This is a genomic window from Neobacillus sp. DZ-9 (assembly GCF_059587065.1).
The window spans coordinates 1-20,943 of the sequence record NZ_JCAIOL010000022.1 but is presented as its reverse complement, the minus strand read 5'-3'; the positions used below and the strand labels follow the sequence as shown (position 1 = coordinate 20,943).

Below are 20,943 nucleotides of genomic sequence, written 5' to 3'. Positions count from 1 at the left end.
CATTTCATATATAGTAGGAAATGTTATGACCAGTCAGTCAATAATTTACTCTCCCAATATAGAAAGGACATAAAAAATGAATCGAATTATTAATTTTTCACTTAAAAACAAGTTTGCAATTTGGTTAATTACTTTAATTATTACGGCTGCAGGGTTATATTCTGGATTAAGAATGAAACTGGAAACATTACCAGATATTACTATACCCGTAGTGACAGTTACTACGGTTTATCCTGGGGCAGCGCCAGAACAAGTTGCAGAAAAAATTTCCGAACCGATTGAACAGCGCCTTAAAAACCTAAATGGTGTAAAAACGGTCAGCTCTAACTCCTTCCAAAATGCTTCAGCGATCCAAATTGAATATGCCTATGAAAAGAATATGGACGAAGCAAAACGGGAGGTAGAGGAGGCCTTGGCTGATGTTTCCCTTCCAGAGGGGGCAGTGAAACCGGAAATCTCAAGGATTAGCTTTAATGCATTTCCAATTCTCGCTTTAAGTGTCTCGAATGGAAATAAATCATTGGATCAATTAACAAATGATGTGGAAAAACAAATCCTCCCAGCCTTAGAAGGGTTAAATGGTGTTTCATCTGTAAAAATTGCCGGGCAGGAAGTCAAAGAAATTCAATTAACCTTTAAGGAAGATAAGCTAAAACAATATGGTCTTAATAAAGATACCGTTCAAAACTTAATCAAAGGGTCAGATGTCACTTTCCCATTAGGCTTATATACCTTTAAGGATACTGAAAAATCAGTAGTGGTGGAAGGGAACATAAAATCACTGAATGATCTGAAAGAAATGAAAATCCCCGTTGTTCCGGCACAGTCTCAGGGTTCGGCAGCTGGTTTCACTGGGCAGTCTGGGGCGGCACAGGGGGCTCAAAGCTCAGCGGGTCAACAGTTTGGACAAGGTAATACAGGTTCACTAAAACAAGCACCGCAATTACCAACCATCATGCTTAAGGATATTGCGGATATCAATGAGGTTGGACGTGCGGAGTCGATTTCTCGGACAAATGGAAAAGAAGCAATTGGAATTCAAGTTATTAAGGCAGCAGATGCGAATACCGTTGATGTTGCTAACGAGGTAAAAGCAGAAATCAAGAAATTCGAGAAGAAAATGAAGGGCTCAGAATTTGAGACAACTTTTGACCAAGGAAAACCGATCGAAGAGTCCGTTAGCACGATGCTTAATAAAGCTTTGTTTGGAGCATTATTTGCTGTAGTCATTATAATGTTGTTTTTAAGAAGTTTTAAATCAACATTGATTTCGATCATTTCAATTCCGTTATCGCTTTTAATTGCCATTTTGTTATTAAACCAAATGGATATTACCTTGAATGTTATGACCTTAGGAGCCATGACAGTCGCGATTGGCCGTGTCATTGATGACTCCATCGTCGTGATTGAAAATATTTACCGGAGAATGTCCCTAACGGGTGAGGAACTAAAAGGGAAAAACCTCATTCGCTCTGCAACGAAGGAAATGTTTATTCCGATTATGTCCTCTACAATTGTAACAATTGCTGTGTTTCTACCATTAGGATTGGTAAAGGGACAGATTGGTGAATTGTTTCTTCCATTTGCCCTGACGATTGTATTTGCGTTATTGGCATCACTGCTTGTAGCGATTACAATTGTTCCAATGATGGCCCATACGATGTTCAAAAAGGGAATTGACCATAAGCACCATCATGACGATGAGAAGCCTGGGAAACTGGCTCTGGTATATAAACGGATTTTAAACTGGTCCCTTAATCATAAAATCATTACCATTAGTTTGGCTATACTTTTGTTAGCGGGAAGTTTCTGCTTAGTGCCACTAATTGGAGTAAGCTTTATTCCTTCTGACGAAGAAAAAATGGTTGTGGCTACCTACAAGCCTGACCCTGGACAAACACAGGAAGAAGTTACAAAGATTGCCAATCAGGCAGAGGATTATTTTCAGGACCGTAAGGGGGTAGAACTTGTCCAATACACAGTTGGCGGGGAAAACCCAATGAATCCTGGAGCATCAAATCAAGCGATGTTTTTCGTAAAATACAATAAGGATACGGAAAACTTTGATAAAGAAAAGGATTTAGTCATTAAAGAACTGCAAAAAAACACTGGTAAAGGCGAATGGGGGACACAAGACTTCTCTGGCGGAGGTTCAAGCAATGGCCTAACCTACTTTGTATATGGTGAGAAGCTCTCAGATATCGAACCGACAGTTAGAAAAATCGAGAGTATTATGAAGGATAATAAGTCGTTACGAAATGTAGATACGAGTATGTCTAAAACGTATGACGAATACACGTTAACGGCTGATCAGGAGAAGCTGAGTAAGCTGGGATTGACAGCGGCACAGATTGGGATGGAGCTAACACAAAACCGTTCCCGCCCTATTATCACAACTATTCAAAAAGACGGCAAAGAATTAAATGTTTATCTTGAAGTTCCGAAACAAGAATATACGACTGTGAATGATTTAACTAATAAAACGATAAAATCAGCCATTGGACAGGAAGTAAAGATTGCAGATTTGGTACAGATAAACGAAGGTAAAACATCAGATACGGTTACAAGAAGAAATGGTGAAATTTATGTTTCTGTCAGCGGTGAAATTACCAAAAAGAATATCGCTAAAACTTCTGCAGCTATTCAAAAGAAGGTAGATAAAATATCTGTACCTGCAAATGTCACAGTAAAAACAGGCGGGGTAACTGAAGATATTAAAGAATCGTTTACACAATTAGGGATAGCGATGCTCGCTGCGATAGCGATTGTATATTTAATTTTGGTTATTACGTTCGGTGGAGCACTAGCACCCTTTGCCATCCTGTTTTCGTTACCATTCAGCATTATCGGGGGCTTAGTTGGATTATTAATTGCGGGGGAAACCATCAGCATTTCAGCGATGATTGGAGCTTTGATGTTAATTGGTATTGTGGTTACAAATGCGATTGTTCTGATTGACCGTGTTTTAAACAAGGAAAAAGAAGGATACAGCACAAGAGAAGCATTACTCGAAGCAGGGGCAACAAGACTTCGCCCAATTTTAATGACAGCTATCGCCACTATCGGCGCGCTTATTCCATTAGCTTTAGGAATTGAGGGCAGCGGTGTTATCTCCCGTGGATTAGGGGTTACTGTTATTGGAGGTTTAACGAGTTCAACCCTCTTGACCCTCTTGATCGTGCCAATTGTATATGAGGGTTTAAGAAAAAAGAAAAAAATAAGTGTTGAGGTTGAACAATAGGATTTTATTGAAAAATAACAAAATGTTTGTTATAGTAGTATTAACTTAATAATCGTTTTTTTGGAGGAGTCTGTCACCAAGGGATATATATGTCCTTTGGTTGACAGGCTTTTTTGCATTCATTAAAGGCCTTGTTCTAATAACAAGGCTCTTTTTTTATTTCTTTGCTGTGTTAAATTTGGCTGTTGATTTCCACTCCAATCAACAGTGTTAAAAAATCAACATTGCCCTTTAACACAGCCGATTTTTTAGGGAAGATAGGTGATCTTAATGACATTGATTTTTGAGTTGGCGATTATTTTACTTGCTTCTAAGCTTGCTGAGGACATTAGTGTAAAACTGGGTCAGCCCTCGGTATTGGGAAAGCTATTGATTGGGATTATTCTTGGACCCGCAGTATTAGGAGTTGTATCAGAAACGGCAACTCTAGAGGAACTAAGTCAAATTGGTGTAATTTTACTAATGTTTATTGCCGGTCTAGAAACTGACTTGGATGAATTTAAACGCAGCGGCAAAGCTTCATCACTTGTCGGAATTAACGGAATTATTGTCCCTTTAGGCATAGGGTATTTAGCAGGTTATCTAATGAATATGTCAACAATCGAAGCGTTATTTCTAGGGTTATTGCTATCCGCCACAAGCGTGAGTATTTCCGTTCAAGCCCTTAAAGAATTAAATAAAATGCAGTCAAAAGAAGGAACTGCGATTTTAGGGGCAGCCGTAATCGTAAATGGAGATACACGGGCTGTTTTAATTTGAAAAAAAATTCGCCACCTTCGGTTTAACTTTTTTTGTAAATGAAGAGTCTTAAAAGCCTTAAGGTTTGGGTTTTTGTTTAAGATTTAATAGAATTTAGGATTTATATTTAAATAAGTTTCATTTTTATAAACGAATTTTTCGCTACCAATAAAAATACGAAAAATTTTGCTACCAAGCATTTGAATAAAAAATTGTCAACACCTCAATAAATATTGAAAAAACATCTATTTTTTTTTGATTTTTCCTTCATTTAATCTTTACGAATTACGCTACCTCAAACACCCAAACAAAACAGTACTAGCGGTATTTTTTTGTATTCGAGAAGAGTGTTCTAAGCTAATTAAAAATAATAACGAAGTTGTATCGAACCAATAGGAGAAGTCATAAATTTTTGAAAGGTGGATTAATATGTTCATTCTTCACTTAGCACTTATTATCATTGCAGCTAAACTTGCAGGTAGTTTGAGTGTAAAATTAGGTCAACCTTCCGTTTTGGGAGAAATTATTGTAGGAATCTTATTAGGACCATCTGTTTTTGGAGTAATCAGTGCTTCAGATACTTTATCAACATTTAGTACAATTGGTGTTATTTTGCTAATGTTCATTGCAGGCTTAGAAACTGATCTTGATGAATTTAAACGTTCTGGAAAATCATCTGCAATTGTAGGTTTCGGCGGAATTATTGTTCCATTATTTTTAGGTTACTTTGCAGGTATCATGATGAATTTATCTAACATGCAATCTTGTTTTTTAGGCGTCCTGCTTTCTGCTACAAGTGTAAGTATCTCAGTTCAAGCTCTTAAAGAGATGAATAAATTAAAGACACCTGAAGGAAGTGTTATATTGGGTGCAGCCGTATTGGATGATATTGTTGTAATGTTAATTTTGGCACTATTAATGTCCTTTGTAGGCGATAGGGATGTATCTTTAACAACATTGGTATTAAAGAAAGTATTGTTCTTTGTTGTAGCTATCTTAATTGCTTGGAAAGTTGTTCCTTGGGTAATGAATAAATTTACAAAATTACCTGTAAGCGAAGCTGTTATTTCATCTGCATTAATTATCTGTTTTGTATATGCATTTGCGGCTGAATATAATGGAGTTGCAAATATTATTGGAGCATACATCGCTGGTATCGCTATAGGCTTAACAAAATTCAAACTTGAAGTTTTTGAAAAAGTTGAAACGATAAGTTACTCGATTTTTGTTCCAGTATTCTTTACCTACATTGGCATTTCGGCTAAGTTTACTGGCATTCTTGATAATTTAGGTCTTATAATATCACTTAGCATTTTAGCTATTTTAACCAAATTTGTTGGTGCAGGTGCGGGTGCTAAATTTTCTGGATTTGGTTGGAATAGCTCAATGGGAATTGGTTCAGCAATGGTTTCACGTGGTGAAGTTGCGTTAATAGTTGCATCAATGGGCTTAGCATCGAATTTAATTACTCAAGATTTATTTGCTACAATAATTGTTGTTGTTGTCGTAACAACAGTTGTTACTCCCCCGATGATGAAATGGGCCTTTAAATCTAAAATGAAAATTGAATTGAAACAAAGGGAAGTTAACCAATAAAATAAAGGCAGCATTTCAGTTTGAATGCTGCCTTTTAACAAATATTCAATCGGCCTTTTAAAGAAGTATCAGGAATTCAATAAAGCTTACTTTTTTGGTTTTTGGCATTTCTCAATAATATCCATTACCAGTAAATATGCGTTTACTTGCTTTTGATCTTTATGGAAATTTGCTAAATAACGTAAGTGGTCTTCCAGAAGTTCAGGGGCCAAGTGGATTGACATTAATTTGGAATACAAGACATCGTTTTCGGATAGTAATTCTTCGTCACCTTCGGTAACTACAAACATCCTCTTGATTAATGCCTTATTTTGCTCCTTACATTGTTTCAACTCTTCTTTAAGCTTAGTAAATTCTAAACCCGTTACAACCTTTTGGGACTCGTTAGAGTCAGTTATGGAAACTTCTCCGATCAATCTGGCATGGGCATCGTAGAATATTTGCTTATAATATTTGTCTGAAAAGGTTGTGGAGCCGTAATTATTAGTTTTTTTACTTTCAGACTCAGCTTTTAGATTGTTGATTTCTTCAATTAATAACTTTCTAGTAAATTTCTCAACCTTTATTTTTCCTTTAAGAATCAAATCAACGACTTTGAAAGCTTCTTTTTCGAGTTCCTTATACTTTATCTTTACATTCTCTTTTTTAGCTATGATAGCTTTCTTCTGAGCCACATTTAAATTAGGATTGTTTCTATTTATTTCTTCTTTAATCCATCTATCCAAATTTTCTTTATAAAATGGCTTTGAAAGGAGTCTATAATCAACTATATAGTCTGGATCGCCTTTGTCTTTAAAAAGAATTTCAGTTTTTTCTGCAATTTCTTTTTTGGGAAATGATAGGGCACCAGTTTTCGACATTTCCTTGATGACAGCTTTGATAGCCTTCACTTTTTTACTTTGTTTTAATTCATTTTGATTCATAAAGGCATAAACACCACCCTATTTGCAACTGAACGGTATAAAGTAAAATCTATCTCGCTAAACATACCAGCTTTTCTTGATTCTTTAATGAATTTTACAATGTCTTCGTCTAAATTTTGTATTCTTGCTCTTTTCATAATTTTACTAATGAATTTATCAGCTTCTTCATCGGTTAACCCAATCCCAGTTTTCTTAGATACTAACGTTATTTGTTTTGCATCAACAAAAGCTTTAAATCGGTGAATAAGTGGTACGAATAGCATCTCAATTAATTTAAGGTGGTTATCACCTTTACGATTTTTCTTCAAAATTTCCTTTTTGCGTTTGTTAATCTGATTAATTAAAGCATCAATATTTCGAAATTCCTTATCAAAAATTGTGCTCACACTAAATAAAGCCGCAAAGGTCATTGGACCTGCTCTAAAATCATTACACTTCAGACAACCCATACCAGTATCACCACAAGAAATGGTCGTGACACAATCACTATCAACTTCTGTAAAACGATTAGCTTCATTATGAATTGAGCTTAAAGGAGTCACTATTTTATATTCTTCTAGGTAGTTATGGAAGTTTTCTAATACAACGAAGGCACTACTACCTTCAATTTCCTTCGGTATTTCATTGTAAAAGGAACTTACAAGCTCTCTTGCAGCACCAATATGACCTTCATCTTCTAATTTATTGAATACTTTAAATACGGACTGTAAAACTTTTGTGTATGCATTTATTGATTTTTTGTTTCGATGACCGATATTCATTATTACCTTTGCTAGTGGTAAATGAGCATTAGCGTGGATGTTATGAATAAAGGCGTGCCGAAGGTCATGTAGTGTGAACAAAGGTTTCCCTAATAATTTTGTCCATTCGGGAGAACTCTCGTACATTAATTTATTTTTAAAATCGAGAGGGGAACCATGTACAATATCAAATTTCTCCTGTAATTGTGCAAAGTATTCCGCAAGTGCTGTATGACTAATTCTTTTAAGAGTTAACAGACTAGGAAATAGGTATTGATCCTTGAAAGGAATTCCAGTACCTCTATATACTAATTCTGCTGCTTTAATTACTTCATTAAAAATATCAAGGTGGATATAATCAAACTCATAAGTACCATCTTTAAGTTGTTGACCTCTCTCAAACTCTTCAGGTTTATCATGATTTCCCTTTGCGGTTCTTATAAAAACATATGAATTTTTTGTTTTTATAGAGTTCTTCACTTTTACTAATTTTAAATTACGAATTTCAACCACCCTACGTCCTGTTAAAAGAACAATCCAAATTAGTCTACATTTGAAAAATTCAATCAGAAGCTCAATAAACTCCAATTTTCTGAGTTTTTCACCTAATTCATCTTGCTTATATTTTTCATCCTTAGTAAATTCGACTATTCTTGTCTTATCAATCCTATAACCTAATGCGGAAATAATGTGACCGAAGGCAGCACTAAGGAGAGGGGTATGATTTACATCCTTTCCAGAATCATTGCTCCATGAAGAATTAAAAATAGTAATATCGTAATAATAAGGACTATTTTCGCCAAGTATATCTTGGTTATAATATTTAAAAACCGTATAAAGCTGATATAGCACATGCTTGCCATTTTTACTAGTATTTTCAGCAAGTAATAGGTCCCTATGAAATCCAGTAATATCCATAATCTTTTCTACTCCATCATCTATGGCGATAAGGGAGAGGTCACACCAATAACTAACATGCGGATATAAGGAGGAAATATTAACTTGGAGTGTTTCTTCTCCGTTAATTATTAGTATTTTACTTTCAATGAATTGGTGGATTACAGTATGAAACTCTGTACCTTCAAGGTCTTTCGTTTTTTCCTTTACATACTTCCGAAAATTTTCAATAGGGGAATTAGTTTTTATAATAAGTGAGCGGAGAAACTCATATATATTTTCTTTGTGTGTCATTACTTTAATTTTAATTAATTTAGGATATATTTTATCTATAAATTCTAGGAAAAAAAAATGAGATGTATCTTTATCTTTTCTCACAAACACTCCCGTTTTTCTGTAGGAATCATAAGACACGGCATTCATAAATTCTTTAACTATATCTTCTTCCGTTAATTCTTTTAGAACATAAAAAGCATGCAAAGAAAATATTAACCTTCTGTTTGCTTTGTGTTTAAATTCGTTCAAGTTAGGGAAACCGTCAGGTTTTGTTAGTTGATAGTAGTCATCCATCAAAAGCCATTTAATTGCTGTTTTCTTACTGATACGGTAAAGATAGAATTCACTAATGAACTCTCTATCTATCGGAATCCTGGAACAAGCTATGAGCATCGTTAAATATGTTTCGAAGACGCCTTTACTATTTGCAGTACGATAGATTGTTTTAAAAACATCCACACCATTATCCATTAGCTTAAGCTCATTTTCATACAACAACCAAGCTTGTGTTGGTGTCCTTATCCCTTTTGTTTCAAAATAGTTGATCAGGGTTTTATAAGCATTTCTAACCTCATTGTGAATCGAAAAGCCATAACCTTCTATAATTTGAGATACATCATCATAAGTAAGTAGCCCCCCTTGCCCTAAATGGAAGGGAGTTAAGGGTGTATCCAATTCATTTAAAACCAACTATACCCCGACCTTTCTATATAAAGATTGTCGAAAAGTAAAAGAAACTAATTTTGTAAAAATACTTTCATCTTCTCTAAATCTTTCATAAAATCGTTAAAGCGAATTTCAGTCTCTGTTACTGTTTCATATAGGTGCCTGTTTATTTTTTGAACTATTTCTAGTTCACTAATGCCAAGTTCGTTATGCATCCTGTCAATACAAATCGTGACTCGACTTTGAAGACTACGGAGTTGTTCCTTGTGCATAGTATCATTAAAGTCTTCGTATATCTCTTGAATTTTAAGATAACATTTTACGATCTCACCAAGTAAACGGGGCTCGTCTCTTTTATGTATTAAATGGTCAAAACAACTAACGCAAGTGATTTTTTCTTTATGTTTAAAACAGGTTGGATTTACGCATCTTCCAAAAAATGCTCCACTAGCAGGAATCATACTTTCACTCTTCTCACCATCTACTTGACGAATAAATTCAATAATTTTGCTCACATCTTGTGTTGTGTTCATTGCTTCAAATGCTTCATCTGCCAACATTGAAAGGGGGGAAGAAAGAAGCAATTGAATTCTATGAATTCCTGGATTAGAAAGCTCCTTTTCCAAGTCTTTTCGAATTTTGGCTTCTAATGATTTAATAAGAATTTTTTGTTCTTTTATCTCGATTTGAGTCTCTGGATTATAATCCTTTAAACTTTTAGGATCTCTCAAGAATACTAGATTTTTTTCAGCCAGCAAGTCTAAAAGTGTACTCCAAGTATATTGAAATGTCATATCGGTATCGTGATGCCGGAGCAATCGTTTAATTACTTCTATTTTGTATTCTGGATCATCACTATGTTCAAACTCATAGTGACTCATACCAAAAAAGAAATATTCGGCAGCTCTATGGCGAAGAAAGTGGAATCTAACTCCTGAAGGTCGGGTAATACCTGCTTCTTCACAAATTTTATTAAGAAGTTTTTCTAAGCTAATAACACTTACTCCAGTAATAGCACCACTATCTTGAATTGTTATAAACTGTCTAACATATTCCTCTTCTCTATTTCCCTTATCTCCTGTCATCTTCATTAAGATTTTCGAGTCAGGAAAAATTTCTTCCCGCATTTTTGTACATTCTTCAATCATTTTTGCAGTTTCTTTTCCGACGGGAACGACACCAAACCTGTCACCTAACTTACTTAACCCCAAAATAACAATATTTACACCGTGTTCTTCCAAATATGAATAGGTACCGTAAGGCATATTTACCACTTCATCACTTCTAGTTCCCGTATCCGCCATGATCCTTAGCATAGCGGTATATTGGTATTCATGAAAGTATTCAGGGGAACCTTTTGGTGAATTTGGCTGATAATTGTATATAGCTCTAACAATCTTATCTGCTAAAACAATATCTGCCTTAAACGTACCTTTTGAATCCGAAAAATTATTAGGAAACCCATCATTATCATAATCATCATCGGATTCTTGAAAACTTTCCTTTATTTTTTTTTTAATACGCCCATAGACAAATTCTTGTTCTGGAGCACCTGAAATGTCCAATAAAAATCTTTCTTCGAAAGGGAAGTCGGAATAAGTAACACCAATTAAACTGTTATTTTTTCCAAAAACTGCTTTAATTTGAATTAATATAACAAGAAATACTCTTACAGCATTCTTACAATTGACTCTTTGTATTCCTTTTTTTCTACAACGTTCAACATATTTCAGACACCAATTTTCAATGTTTTCAATAGTTAGATGTTGAATATCTGTTATAGAATCAGGCTTTAACTTTAATACCTGAAGACAGTCTGTATAATTATTTGTTGAAAGTTTTTTCTTTCTTAAATAAATGCGATAGTTTTCAATCATCTCTGTAACTTTATCAAAGTTTTCAGGCGAATAAAGGATTGTAGTAGTTTCATCATCCGTATCAGGTTGAGTCCCTTCGGAATTAGCCAATTTGAAAATGGAGTGAAGATTGTTTTTTCTGCGGTAGATATAGTCAATCGCTCTTTTTTCTTCATAATTTACAATAGGAGTATTCAAATAATAGTTTCTTAGTTGGCCAACTGTAATTGTAGGTACTTCACTCCAAGAGTTTTTCCCATTCTCTAATAGAATGGCAATTAGAAATAAGAACATATTTGAACCTTTAATAGCAAAAGTTTTAAATTGCTTCTCGACAAATAAATGCTTATCAAGTTCATTCAAAAAAGCATGACCATCAGTTATATAACCGTACAAAACCTTTGTTATCCAAAACATTGCTTCATAACAAGAGTTCATTTGTTCAATACGCTGAATAAATGTCGGAAGGGACATATTACTAGAATATGTTTCTTTCAAAACCCTCATAGCGGTTGAATATTCGAGTCGAACTTCAAATTTCAAAGCAAGACATAATCCAACAAGTCGGATTACTTGTCCATTATAATAATCGACATTTTTGATAATACAACCAATACTATTCGCCATTTTATCAGTTACGAACAGGGCATCTAAGGGTGATGCTAAATATTCATTAATGTATACAGAGAGTTTATGAAGCCCTTTAGAGCTAATTTCTGAATAGCCTTCTCCATCTCTAATTTCTTTTATACATAGTATAATATCGTTTACATCTTTACTCGTAATCTCTCTATTTGTTGTCCATTTACGAGTAGGAGGTACTTGTATAGGATTACGCAAATGACTAAAAATATAACGGTGCGTAATATCAAAATCATAATCAGGGGAGAGGAGCATTAAAGATTTATCGACAGTAGGGGGCTTAAACCTATGAATTTCATTATCACATCTTCCTTGAGACTTGTTAATTTCCTTATAAACTTTTAACACTGTTTTATATGGAATCTCAACACCGTTATTAAATCGTGCCTTAAGATTAGAATTGATAACACATATAGCATAACCAACCTTATCTTCTATATTTGGATTGTTTACAATATCAATCATTTCGCTTAGTTTCAAAAGATACACCCCAAATGCTATTGGCCCTTTGAAATTTGGTCTTCAACGGCCTAATCATTCTCGTACAATTTAATACTTTTTAGACTTTTCTCTAAATAACGGTAAAATGCTGTTTTTATTTCCTTTTTCGAATCATGGTCTGCCCAATAATAAACTGTTTCTGTCACCTGGGAGTTCGGTGTATGACCGACTTCTTTTTTTATGTTGGCTGGATTATATATACCTTCCCGTATCTCTTTTCCAATCCTTGCAGAAATGTAAGTATGGCGGAATGAATGGAGTGTAAGGTCATTTTTTATCTTATGTCCATGGGTTTTGTTATAATGTTCGAGGGTATTTCTTTTAATATTCTGATTCTTACAAATAGCATTTAGCCATTCTATTGGAATTTGGGAAATGAATGGACCAGTATTTGCACTTTTTGGATTAATAAATAGATAGTCCCTTGTTAATCCTATAGGTTTCTTTTCCTTTTGTAATATATGTCTTTCAATTAAATAATTTCGGAGTATCCCCCCAAACCATGAATTATCAATTAATGATCTAATCTTTTTGAGCTTCATTTTATGCTCTAATGAAAAATTGGAATGAGACAACTCTATGCCTTTCGTATTGCAATCAAGATAGTAATTAATGGTCTCTTCAAGAATCAGGAATGGATCATACGCCAAACCAGGTCTTTGTATAATTTCACCTCTGAACATTTCGAAGAAGTCTTCCTGTCTAACAAAAATTGATTCACAATTAAGCTCAAGTAATTCAGGAAGTACATATACATCTCGCAACATGGCATCTCGTTCACCATCTTTTTTGTTCTTTCTTCTTTTATCTTCATAAGCAGGTCGCTTCTTAACTTTGACAAAGAAGTGCAGGTAACGATCAAGATATATATCCATTTTATCTAATTCATCTCTTCCAAATTTAAATAAATCTTCCCAGTGAACTACTGTATGTTCTGAAAAGGGGTCATCTCTTCCTTGGTCAATGTGGACAGAGACACGAACGTTTTTAATTAGAAGATTAAGACATTCAGAAATCCTCATTCCAGTCAAAAGAAGTAATACGAACATAAATTTACGTTGATGACTTTTCTCTAGACTCTTGGAGTCCTTTAAAAATGAACGTAATTCACTCTCGAAAAAAATCCGCTTTTTATCTGAACTCGGTGGTGCTTGTTTCAATTTGGTGAGTCCAGTAATATTGGGGACACCAATCCATTTAAAAAAATATTTATTAGCTTTTTTGTTGAAAAACTTTTCACGTCTTACAACATCCTGTTTGATAGGGTGGAAGTGCTGATTCCACCTTTCTGATTCGCCTAACCAGTTTAGGAAGTCAATTGTGGATTGCACATTGTCATTAATGAAGCTATAAGGGTGTCTCCAAGCCTCTTCATCCACCTCAGCATTAAAACTTTTAGAAATATGTAGAGGTAGGACTTTTCCTTCTTCATCGGCTTTTATTTTGGTATAAGGGGCCCTATACCACTCCATATATATTTTATTTACTGTATCTGCACCCTCAATACCCTCAATATATGGGTGAACAGGGAGATACTCGAGTTCTCGCGGTTCAATCGTAATTCTGTTATTCAAATGCTTAGGCAGCACCGAGAGGTACTGGATGTAACTAGCCAAAATTGACTTTGTAATCTTTTCCTTTCCACTCATGCCGTGTAGTCTTAAAAAGTTGTACCAATTGGAAATTGCTTTAGCAACCTCATTCAGGTGTTCCTTTGTTTTCTCTTCAATGAATAATTCTTTTAAATAATAAAAAGCAGGTTCTACTAGGTAACCTTTTGGGCTAATAACAACAGAAACAGCTTTAGGATCACTTTGGTATGTTTTGTCTTCGTCATGAGCATTAAAGACAGTGTACATCCCGTTGATTCTTCGATTCTCTTTTTCCTTGTAATCAATATATTTCATAAATGTAATATTCCCCCTGATCAATTATTCCTGGTAGTAATTGATCCGCCTTTATTTACTGCAGTCAAGATTAATCCTTCACAATATTATATAAACAAAATAATTTACATGTTGCAAACTACGCATAAACTCTAAAATAGTAATTATCTATTATGGAGAAATAACGTTTTGGCTTATTTATTTTATTATCTTAAAAAAATTTTAGAGTTAAAAAAATAAATAAGAATACAAAAAAATTAAAAAAAAATAAATAGGGAAATAAAAATAAATATCTAATGTACTGTTTTTCTGAATTATGGAAACGTTTTATTAAAAAATTATTTTTTTAAAATAATATCTTAGTATCGAAATGTCGATTTTTGTTGAAAAATATTTTTTTATATAGCAAGAGGTGAACTAGGAATCAAGATTCAAAGATCAATCAAACAAATAAATGTCCTGACACCACTTAACATCAGTAAAGTTAGGGTAGCTAACGGAAAAATCAGTTTGTGGGGAAATTTGCTTGATGAAAAGAGTAACATTAATAATATCGATGAAACCGTTGTAAGAACAGGATTTCGACCAGATATAACATAACTTAACGAAATCTGATTAAGTATAGAATCTGCGTGGGGAAGTTCATTTTTAATAGTCCAAAATACTGGGTTTGAAATGGAAATCAATACCAAGTTGTGTTAAAATTCCTAATATACATATATATTTTGGGGGGCTATTGTAATGGAACTTGATAAATTAAAAGAATTGAGAACAAAGCGGATTATAGGAAGTACAAAAAGAGATAATTTTGATCAAAGAAGTGAATTTCAAAGGGATTATGGACGTTTGATCCACTCTCCTTCTTTTAGAAGACTCCAAGGTAAGTCTCAAGTTTTTGGAGCAGGCTCAGGAGATTATTATCGAACTCGATTAACTCATTCCTTAGAAGTAGCACAGATTGCTAGACAAACTGCTAGTAGATTAATTGATACTAAGTCATATAAGGAATTACCAAGCAATCCAGGTTTGCAAATTGAACCGCTTGTAGTAGAATGTGCTGCTCTTGCTCATGATCTAGGTCACCCACCATTCGGGCATAAAGGTGAGCATGATTTAAACAACTTTTTACAAAGTCTTCCTGAAAAAGAATATTATGAAGGAAATGCTCAAAATTTTAGAATTCTAATGTTTTTAGAAAAAAGATACGGTGAAATTCAAGGTCTGGACTTAACAAGTGCCGTATTATTAGGAATTAACAAATACCCATATCTTATCGATGATTCTTCAAATGGAAAAGGGTTATATAAATCTGAATGGGACAAGATTAATGAAATACGAATTAATTGGGAGATTCCTGAAAAAAAGGCAACTTTAGAAGCTCAATTAATGGATATATCCGATGATATAGCATATTCTACACATGATATTGAGGACGGTATGAAGGCAGGAAAGATTCGCATTAGCGGTGAATTTTTTTCCACTGCGTGGCTTAAAAATTCCCTAATAAGAGAAGTTAATAAGGCTAAAGATAAGGACTCAAGAATATGGTATGGTGTAGCATCCATCGAAAATGAAATTGATGCTGTATTAGAAGAATATACAAATAAGTGGGAACAAATTTTAAAAAATAGTAGTAATGTAGAATCTATTGCTAGACAGGAGTTAAAGGCTTTTTATGTAAACCAATTTGCAAGTAGAGTTGGAATTGTACAGGATAGTGATTGGTATAAGATATCTCTTGTAAAAGAAAATAATCCAACCGAAGAAGATGCTGCTTTATGGAGAAAAATGATTATCCTAAAAAAATTAGCATGGGTAACTTTAGTTGAGGATTTACGTGTACAAAGACTTCAAAAAAGAGGAGAAATAATTATTAAGGAATTAGTTGAGGTCTTTTCACAAAAGGAAACAGCAATCAGCATTGTACCAAGAGAATGGGTAACACTTTGGGAGGATATTCAATCAAAAGAAATCCCTGTTTCTTGGGAACGGTTTATAACTGATTATATTTCTGGTATGACCGATTCCTATGCTGAAAAACTACATGGTGAGTTATTCGGTACACGTGTAGGAAATATTTATGGAGATTAATAGGGAGGAATAATTTCCTCTTTTTTTTATCCATAACCTGTATACATTTTTTTATATTAATATACTGGTCCGATCTTCAAGATATATCTCTAACCAATGTTTCAAGGAGGAAATAATTGATGCCAAATATGTTTTCAGCAGGAAGTTCAGCTATCGGATATCTATATCAAATAAGGTACGCGTTATATATGGCTTTGAAAAACCACTATATGGATATTTCAATAGAAAATTTAGATGACATCGATTTTCAGCAGGAAGGAACTCCGATTGAACTCCTCCAGTTGAAGCATCATTCCAACCTGCGATTAGCTAATCTAACTGATAGCTCCCCTGACCTATGGAAAAGCATCAGAATTTGGTCTGAAGCAATAAAAAACAATATCGTTTCTGTTTCTGGAGTAGTATTCAGTCTGGTTACAACTTCTGTTGCATCCGCAAATTCTGTTGTTTCCCTGTTGAAAGATGATGCCAGCAGGGATTCAAGAGCTGCACATATAAAGTTGTTAGAACATATTAGTGGGTCGAAAAGTGAAGGAAACAAAGTAGCTTTTGATGCATTTCTTTCTTTAAGTGACGATCAACAATTCAGATTGGTAGATAGCATTTACATTTTAGATAGAGTCAAGAATATTGTTGATATTGAAAGTGCAATAAAAAAAGAATTACGACTACTTGCAAGAGAAGAACAATTAGCAGCCTTTTATGAAAGATTAGAAGGTTGGTGGTTTGAAAAATCAGTACTACATCTTTTTTATGGCTCGAGAGAGCCAATAAAATGGGCTGAAGTTCATCGGAAAATACAAGATATTCGTGATGAATTAAAACCAGATACACTCCCAATTGATTTTGTAAATGCAGAGCCGATTGAAAGTGATTTACTTTGGGACAATAGAATCTTTGTACATCAGCTAAAAGCAATCGCTGTAACAGATGCTAGGGTAAAACGAGCAATAAAGGATTTTTACCGAGCATCCAGCCAAAGGGCAAGATGGATATCAGACCAACTTATCAGTATTAATGAATTAGAAGAGTATGAAAAAAAACTAATTGAAGAGTGGGAAGAGGAGTTTGCGATAGCCCAAGAAAATACCTTTGATTTTGCCGATTCAACTACCTTACAAAAAAGCGGAAGGGATGTTTATAATGCGGTGATGAAAATTTCCTATTTGAATATTAGACATAACGTTACCGAACGGTATGTCATGCAGGGGAGTTATCATATCCTTGCTGATCAAATCCCATTTAGAATGGGCTGGCATCCACAATATAGTGATAAACTAGCACATTTGCAACATATAGAGGGAGATGCACATGAATAGCTGGCAAACACGTCCTGTAGAAATTGCTAATCTTCTTAATCCCGCATTTTGTAGTTTTTTGATTTTTGAATTTATTAAAGGATTTGAGGAAAAGGTTGAAAGCGACAACGGAGTGCCATACGAGGTTCTCTTTTTGTTACTCCCGATCATTTTACATAAACCAACCAAACAAGCCCTACCTCGTTCAATCAGAACGTATATGCATGTTTGGCTTCAAAAAAAACCTGAAGTTCGTATCGGATATGCACAAAGAGCTAAAGAATTAGTTCCTTTTACAAAAGAGGCAATACATTTTTTAATGAAAAGAGAGCTAATCACATTAAATGAAAGCGGAAGAATAATTACTTCCAATCAGATAAACCAGTCCGTTTTAAAGAGCTTGGAAAATGATTTACGTATGTACTTGCAAGATTATCAAAGTAAGACAAGGATGTTGGGTAGGTGGTTTGCAATTACAGGAACAAGCTCAACTATTTTTACCATGTGGGGGATTAGTCCATGACCATACAGATAAGGGAAATTGTATTATACAATAAACAAGGTGAAATAAGGAGAATTCCTTTTCAAATTGGAAAAGTAAACATTATAACTGGGAAATCAAAAACAGGAAAATCCGCAATCATTGAGATCGTAGAGTATTGTTTAGGGAAATCAGATTTCTTAATCCCTGAGGGTGTTATTCGTCGCACTGTTGCGATGTATGGTTTAAAACTTCAATCCAATAAGGAGGAGATATTTATTGCTAAAGCTCCTCCAGAGGGTCAAAATCAAAGTCAAAATGGGATCTACCTTGAGATTGGTAAAGATATAACACCCCCTCCATTGGCAGAAATACAACTAAACTCAAATGATGATGGATTAATCGAATACCTGGGAAATTTTATTGGGATTTCTCCTAATAAAAATATTCCGAAGGAGAATGAATCGAGAAATCCCTTAGAATCAAATTTTAAACATTCAAAATTATTCCTCTTTCAAAAACAAAGTGTTATTGCTGATGAAAGTATTTTGTTTCATCGTCAAAAAGAGCCATTCATGCCTCAGACAATAAAGGATGTCTTACCGTATTTTTTAGGTGCTGTCAGGGAAGATGATATTAAATTAGAAGGCGAGCTTCGAAATGCAAGAAGGGAATTAAAACTTCTAAAAAAGAAACAAATGGAGGCGGAGCTTCTTAGTGGCAGTGGAGCAACCAAAGCTCAAAATTTACTCAACGAAGCTCAACAAGTTGGATTAATCGAAGAAACTTTTGATGGTAGAACACAAGAAGAAATTATGAATCGATTAAAATTAGCACTTTCATGGAAACCTTCAAAAATTCCAGGAATTGAAACAAATCAATTGGAACAGCTTCGCGAGGAAAGAGCTCAACACGTAGAGCAGCTCAATGAAATAATTGATCAAAAAAGGGCTGCAGAATCATACGCTGCTGAAGCTTCTGGTTATTCTAAACAAGCAAACGAACAAAGATTAAGACTTGAATCAATTGCTTTGTTCGATGATGTGCCTAATGACGATAAATGTAGATGTCCTTTTTGTTCGTCAGTAATTGAAGCGGATATACCAAAAATAAAAAATATGAGCCAATCCCTTAATCGATTAAATACTAATTTACAGGCTGTCATAAGGGAGAAACCAAAATTACGAACGTATATTGCAGGATTAGAAGATGCTAAGGAAGAGAAAAAGCGAATAATAAATGACTTTACAACTTCCATTGAAACATTGATTCATGAACAGGAAGTTGCTAGAGAGATTGAGGATATTAATAGGCGGATTTCCCGTGTGGTTGGAAGAATAAGTTTGTTTTTGGAAAATTACCAGAAAACCCGTGAAAATGATGATTTGATTAAAAAAATATCAGCTGTGGAAAATCATATTACATATCTTGAAAGCCTTCTTGATCATGACAAAAAGGAGGAATTATTGTCATCCATATTAAGTCGAATTTCAAAATACATGACAGAATGGGCAAAAGAGCTTGAATTAGAACATTCTGATTCTCCATATCGTTTGGACCTTAAGAATTTAACGGTTATTGCAGACCAGGAGGATCGCCCCATTCCAATGAACCGTATGGGAAGCGGTGAGAATTGGCTTGGATGCCATTTAATCAGTCATTTGGCTCTTCATAAATATTTTGTCCAAAAAAATAGACCAATTCCTTCGTTCTTGATATTGGATCAACCAACGCAAGTGTATTTTCCACCAGAAAAGTATGAAGATATGGAAGGGAATGTCGAAGAATTAAATGACGAGGACAGAAAGGCAGTAAAAATGATGTTCGAACTCTTGTTTAAAGTGTGTAAAGAGCTTTATCCTGATTTTCAGATAATAGTTGTTGATCATGCTAACTTGCAGGACACAAAATTTCAAAGTGCTTTGGTTGAAAAACCATGGAGAAACGGAAGAGCACTAATACCTGAGGAATGGCTAAACAATATTAATACAACAGATCTTTAAATAATATTTTAAGTTTAGCTCTTGTATGTGGAGTTCATTAGTTTCTGATCTCCACATATTGTGTACATAAGGATATTGGCATGAGAGGTTAAGGAAGAAGGAACTAAAATATGGGTAGTGAAGTTACTTACATTTTATATCTTATTGATTTTTTAATATTTTCGGTATTTGGGTTTTTGTTATTAGAAATACTAGGGAATTTTTCTAGGGGAAAGATAATTGACTTCTATCTCCACTTTATAATTGCAATAATACTTGGTATTACATTAAAAGCAGTAGATAATCAAACATTGCTAAAACTTTTGAATTCATACTGGAAGCTTTCCATTATATTATTTATTTTGATGACGGTGTTATTAATCAAAGACCTCTTATCTTACAAAAATAAAGGAAGAATATACCGCAAATTTTTTCAGGTTAATTATTTAATTTTATTACTTTTATTCGTTTCGGCTATTACCAACAATTACGACCAAATTTGGGAATTTTTTATAATAATTGCTTCTCAATTTTTATGGGTAGGCTCTAATTATAATAAAAAAAATGCAAAGGTTAATAAGAATAATGAACACTCAGATCGTCCAGTAAATTCATTTAATGATTTATTTCCAACCAGAAAAAAAGAATTTAATAGAATATACAGTTATATAAAGGATATTGGAACAGAAGATCCTTATGCTGTGGCAATAACAGGACCTTGGGGTGAAGGGAAAACAAGTTTTGTTAATGCTTTAAAAGAAAAATTGGAAGAAGAAAATAATGAGTTAATCTTCATACAGCCAATGATTTTGGAAACAAGAGAAAAGCTCCTACATTATGTATTTAATCAATTGGAAGATATTCTGAAAACTAATGGAATTTACACTGGAAAAGGCAGCCCATACAAACAGTATTTCGATTTATTAATAAAATTTGTTAATTTTAAGGGAATCAATAATATAACTGGTTTCTTTGATATTTTTCCAGAGGATTCAAAGCAAGATTTAAGGGAATATAAACTAGACCTTGAAGAAAATTTGGAAAAATTAATAATGGAGAATAGAAAGATTTACATCGTGGTAGATGACTTAGATAGAGTTGAGGAAAAAACTGTCTATGATATATTGAC

11 protein-coding genes and 1 pseudogene are annotated in these 20,943 nt (G+C 34.0%); 8 read left to right on the top strand and 4 right to left on the bottom strand.

All coding sequences use genetic code 11. The annotated features are described in order from the left end of the window. Positions 1-76: 76 nt before the first annotated feature. The 3 genes and pseudogenes from AC59HZ_RS30185 (at position 77) to AC59HZ_RS30175 (ending at position 5,575) form a co-directional block, all read left to right on the top strand. Positions 77-3,241: an efflux RND transporter permease subunit gene (locus AC59HZ_RS30185; protein ID WP_496549409.1), complete on the top strand. Its 3,165-nt coding sequence runs from the start codon at positions 77-79 to the stop codon at positions 3,239-3,241. A 270-nt stretch (positions 3,242-3,511) separates the two neighbouring features. Next, positions 3,512-3,967, top strand: a pseudogene (locus tag AC59HZ_RS30180) (cation:proton antiporter); the annotation flags it as partial. A 441-nt stretch (positions 3,968-4,408) separates the two neighbouring features. After that, positions 4,409-5,575, top strand: a complete 1,167-nt coding sequence (locus tag AC59HZ_RS30175) for a cation:proton antiporter (protein WP_496549408.1) — start codon at positions 4,409-4,411, stop codon at positions 5,573-5,575. 86 nt (positions 5,576-5,661) lie between these two features. Here the strand turns inward: AC59HZ_RS30175 and AC59HZ_RS30170 are convergent, their stop codons facing one another. The 4 genes from AC59HZ_RS30170 to AC59HZ_RS30155 form a co-directional block, all read right to left on the bottom strand. After that, the gene (locus AC59HZ_RS30170; RefSeq protein WP_496549407.1) at positions 5,662-6,498 is read right to left on the bottom strand and encodes a hypothetical protein; all 837 of its coding nucleotides are present in this window, start codon (positions 6,496-6,498) and stop codon (positions 5,662-5,664) included. Then, complete coding sequence (locus tag AC59HZ_RS30165; protein WP_496549406.1) at positions 6,495-9,101, bottom strand: hypothetical protein; 2,607 nt, start codon at positions 9,099-9,101, stop codon at positions 6,495-6,497. Before AC59HZ_RS30165 ends, AC59HZ_RS30170 begins: the two co-directional genes overlap by 4 nt. Before the next feature lie 47 nt (positions 9,102-9,148). Continuing rightward, positions 9,149-12,040, bottom strand: a complete 2,892-nt coding sequence (locus AC59HZ_RS30160; RefSeq protein ID WP_496549405.1) for a site-specific integrase — start codon at positions 12,038-12,040, stop codon at positions 9,149-9,151. Positions 12,041-12,105: 65 nt separating this feature from the next. Continuing rightward, positions 12,106-13,983 carry a site-specific integrase gene (locus tag AC59HZ_RS30155; protein ID WP_496549404.1) on the bottom strand — a complete coding sequence of 626 codons (1,878 nt, stop codon included), beginning with the start codon at positions 13,981-13,983 and terminating at the stop codon, positions 12,106-12,108. A gap of 720 nt (positions 13,984-14,703) precedes the next feature. On the opposite strand from AC59HZ_RS30155, the gene AC59HZ_RS30150 reads away from it, so the two are divergent. The 5 genes from AC59HZ_RS30150 to AC59HZ_RS30130 form a co-directional block, all read left to right on the top strand. After that, on the top strand, positions 14,704-16,053 hold the full coding sequence (locus AC59HZ_RS30150; RefSeq protein ID WP_496549403.1) for a deoxyguanosinetriphosphate triphosphohydrolase family protein: 1,350 nt from the start codon (positions 14,704-14,706) through the stop codon (positions 16,051-16,053). A gap of 119 nt (positions 16,054-16,172) precedes the next feature. Beyond that, entirely contained in the window at positions 16,173-17,372 is a 1,200-nt protein-coding gene (locus AC59HZ_RS30145; RefSeq protein ID WP_496549402.1) for an ABC-three component system protein, read from the top strand. Continuing rightward, a complete protein-coding gene (locus tag AC59HZ_RS30140) occupies positions 17,365-17,874 on the top strand; it encodes a three component ABC system middle component (RefSeq protein WP_496549401.1) in 510 nt (169 codons plus the stop codon). Before AC59HZ_RS30145 ends, AC59HZ_RS30140 begins: the two co-directional genes overlap by 8 nt. 194 nt (positions 17,875-18,068) lie before the next feature. Continuing rightward, positions 18,069-19,835, top strand: coding sequence for a DUF3732 domain-containing protein (locus AC59HZ_RS30135; protein WP_496549400.1), 1,767 nt, complete (start codon positions 18,069-18,071; stop codon positions 19,833-19,835). A 110-nt stretch (positions 19,836-19,945) separates the two neighbouring features. Then, the coding region (locus AC59HZ_RS30130) for a P-loop NTPase fold protein (protein WP_496549399.1) at positions 19,946-20,943 on the top strand (998 nt) is incomplete at its 3' end.

What these genes read in the sequence shown, in the direction of transcription:
- AC59HZ_RS30185 (WP_496549409.1), top strand. Translation starts at nt 77, where the DNA reads ATGAATCGAATTATTAATTTTTCACTTAAAAACAAGTTTGCAATTTGG.
- AC59HZ_RS30175 (WP_496549408.1), top strand. Translation starts at nt 4,409, where the DNA reads ATGTTCATTCTTCACTTAGCACTTATTATCATTGCAGCTAAACTTGCA.
- AC59HZ_RS30170 (WP_496549407.1), bottom strand. Translation starts at nt 6,498, where the DNA reads ATGAATCAAAATGAATTAAAACAAAGTAAAAAAGTGAAGGCTATCAAA.
- AC59HZ_RS30160 (WP_496549405.1), bottom strand. Translation starts at nt 12,040, where the DNA reads ATGATTGATATTGTAAACAATCCAAATATAGAAGATAAGGTTGGTTAT.
- AC59HZ_RS30155 (WP_496549404.1), bottom strand. Translation starts at nt 13,983, where the DNA reads ATGAAATATATTGATTACAAGGAAAAAGAGAATCGAAGAATCAACGGG.
- AC59HZ_RS30150 (WP_496549403.1), top strand. Translation starts at nt 14,704, where the DNA reads ATGGAACTTGATAAATTAAAAGAATTGAGAACAAAGCGGATTATAGGA.
- AC59HZ_RS30145 (WP_496549402.1), top strand. Translation starts at nt 16,173, where the DNA reads ATGCCAAATATGTTTTCAGCAGGAAGTTCAGCTATCGGATATCTATAT.
- AC59HZ_RS30140 (WP_496549401.1), top strand. Translation starts at nt 17,365, where the DNA reads ATGAATAGCTGGCAAACACGTCCTGTAGAAATTGCTAATCTTCTTAAT.
- AC59HZ_RS30135 (WP_496549400.1), top strand. Translation starts at nt 18,069, where the DNA reads ATGTATGGTTTAAAACTTCAATCCAATAAGGAGGAGATATTTATTGCT.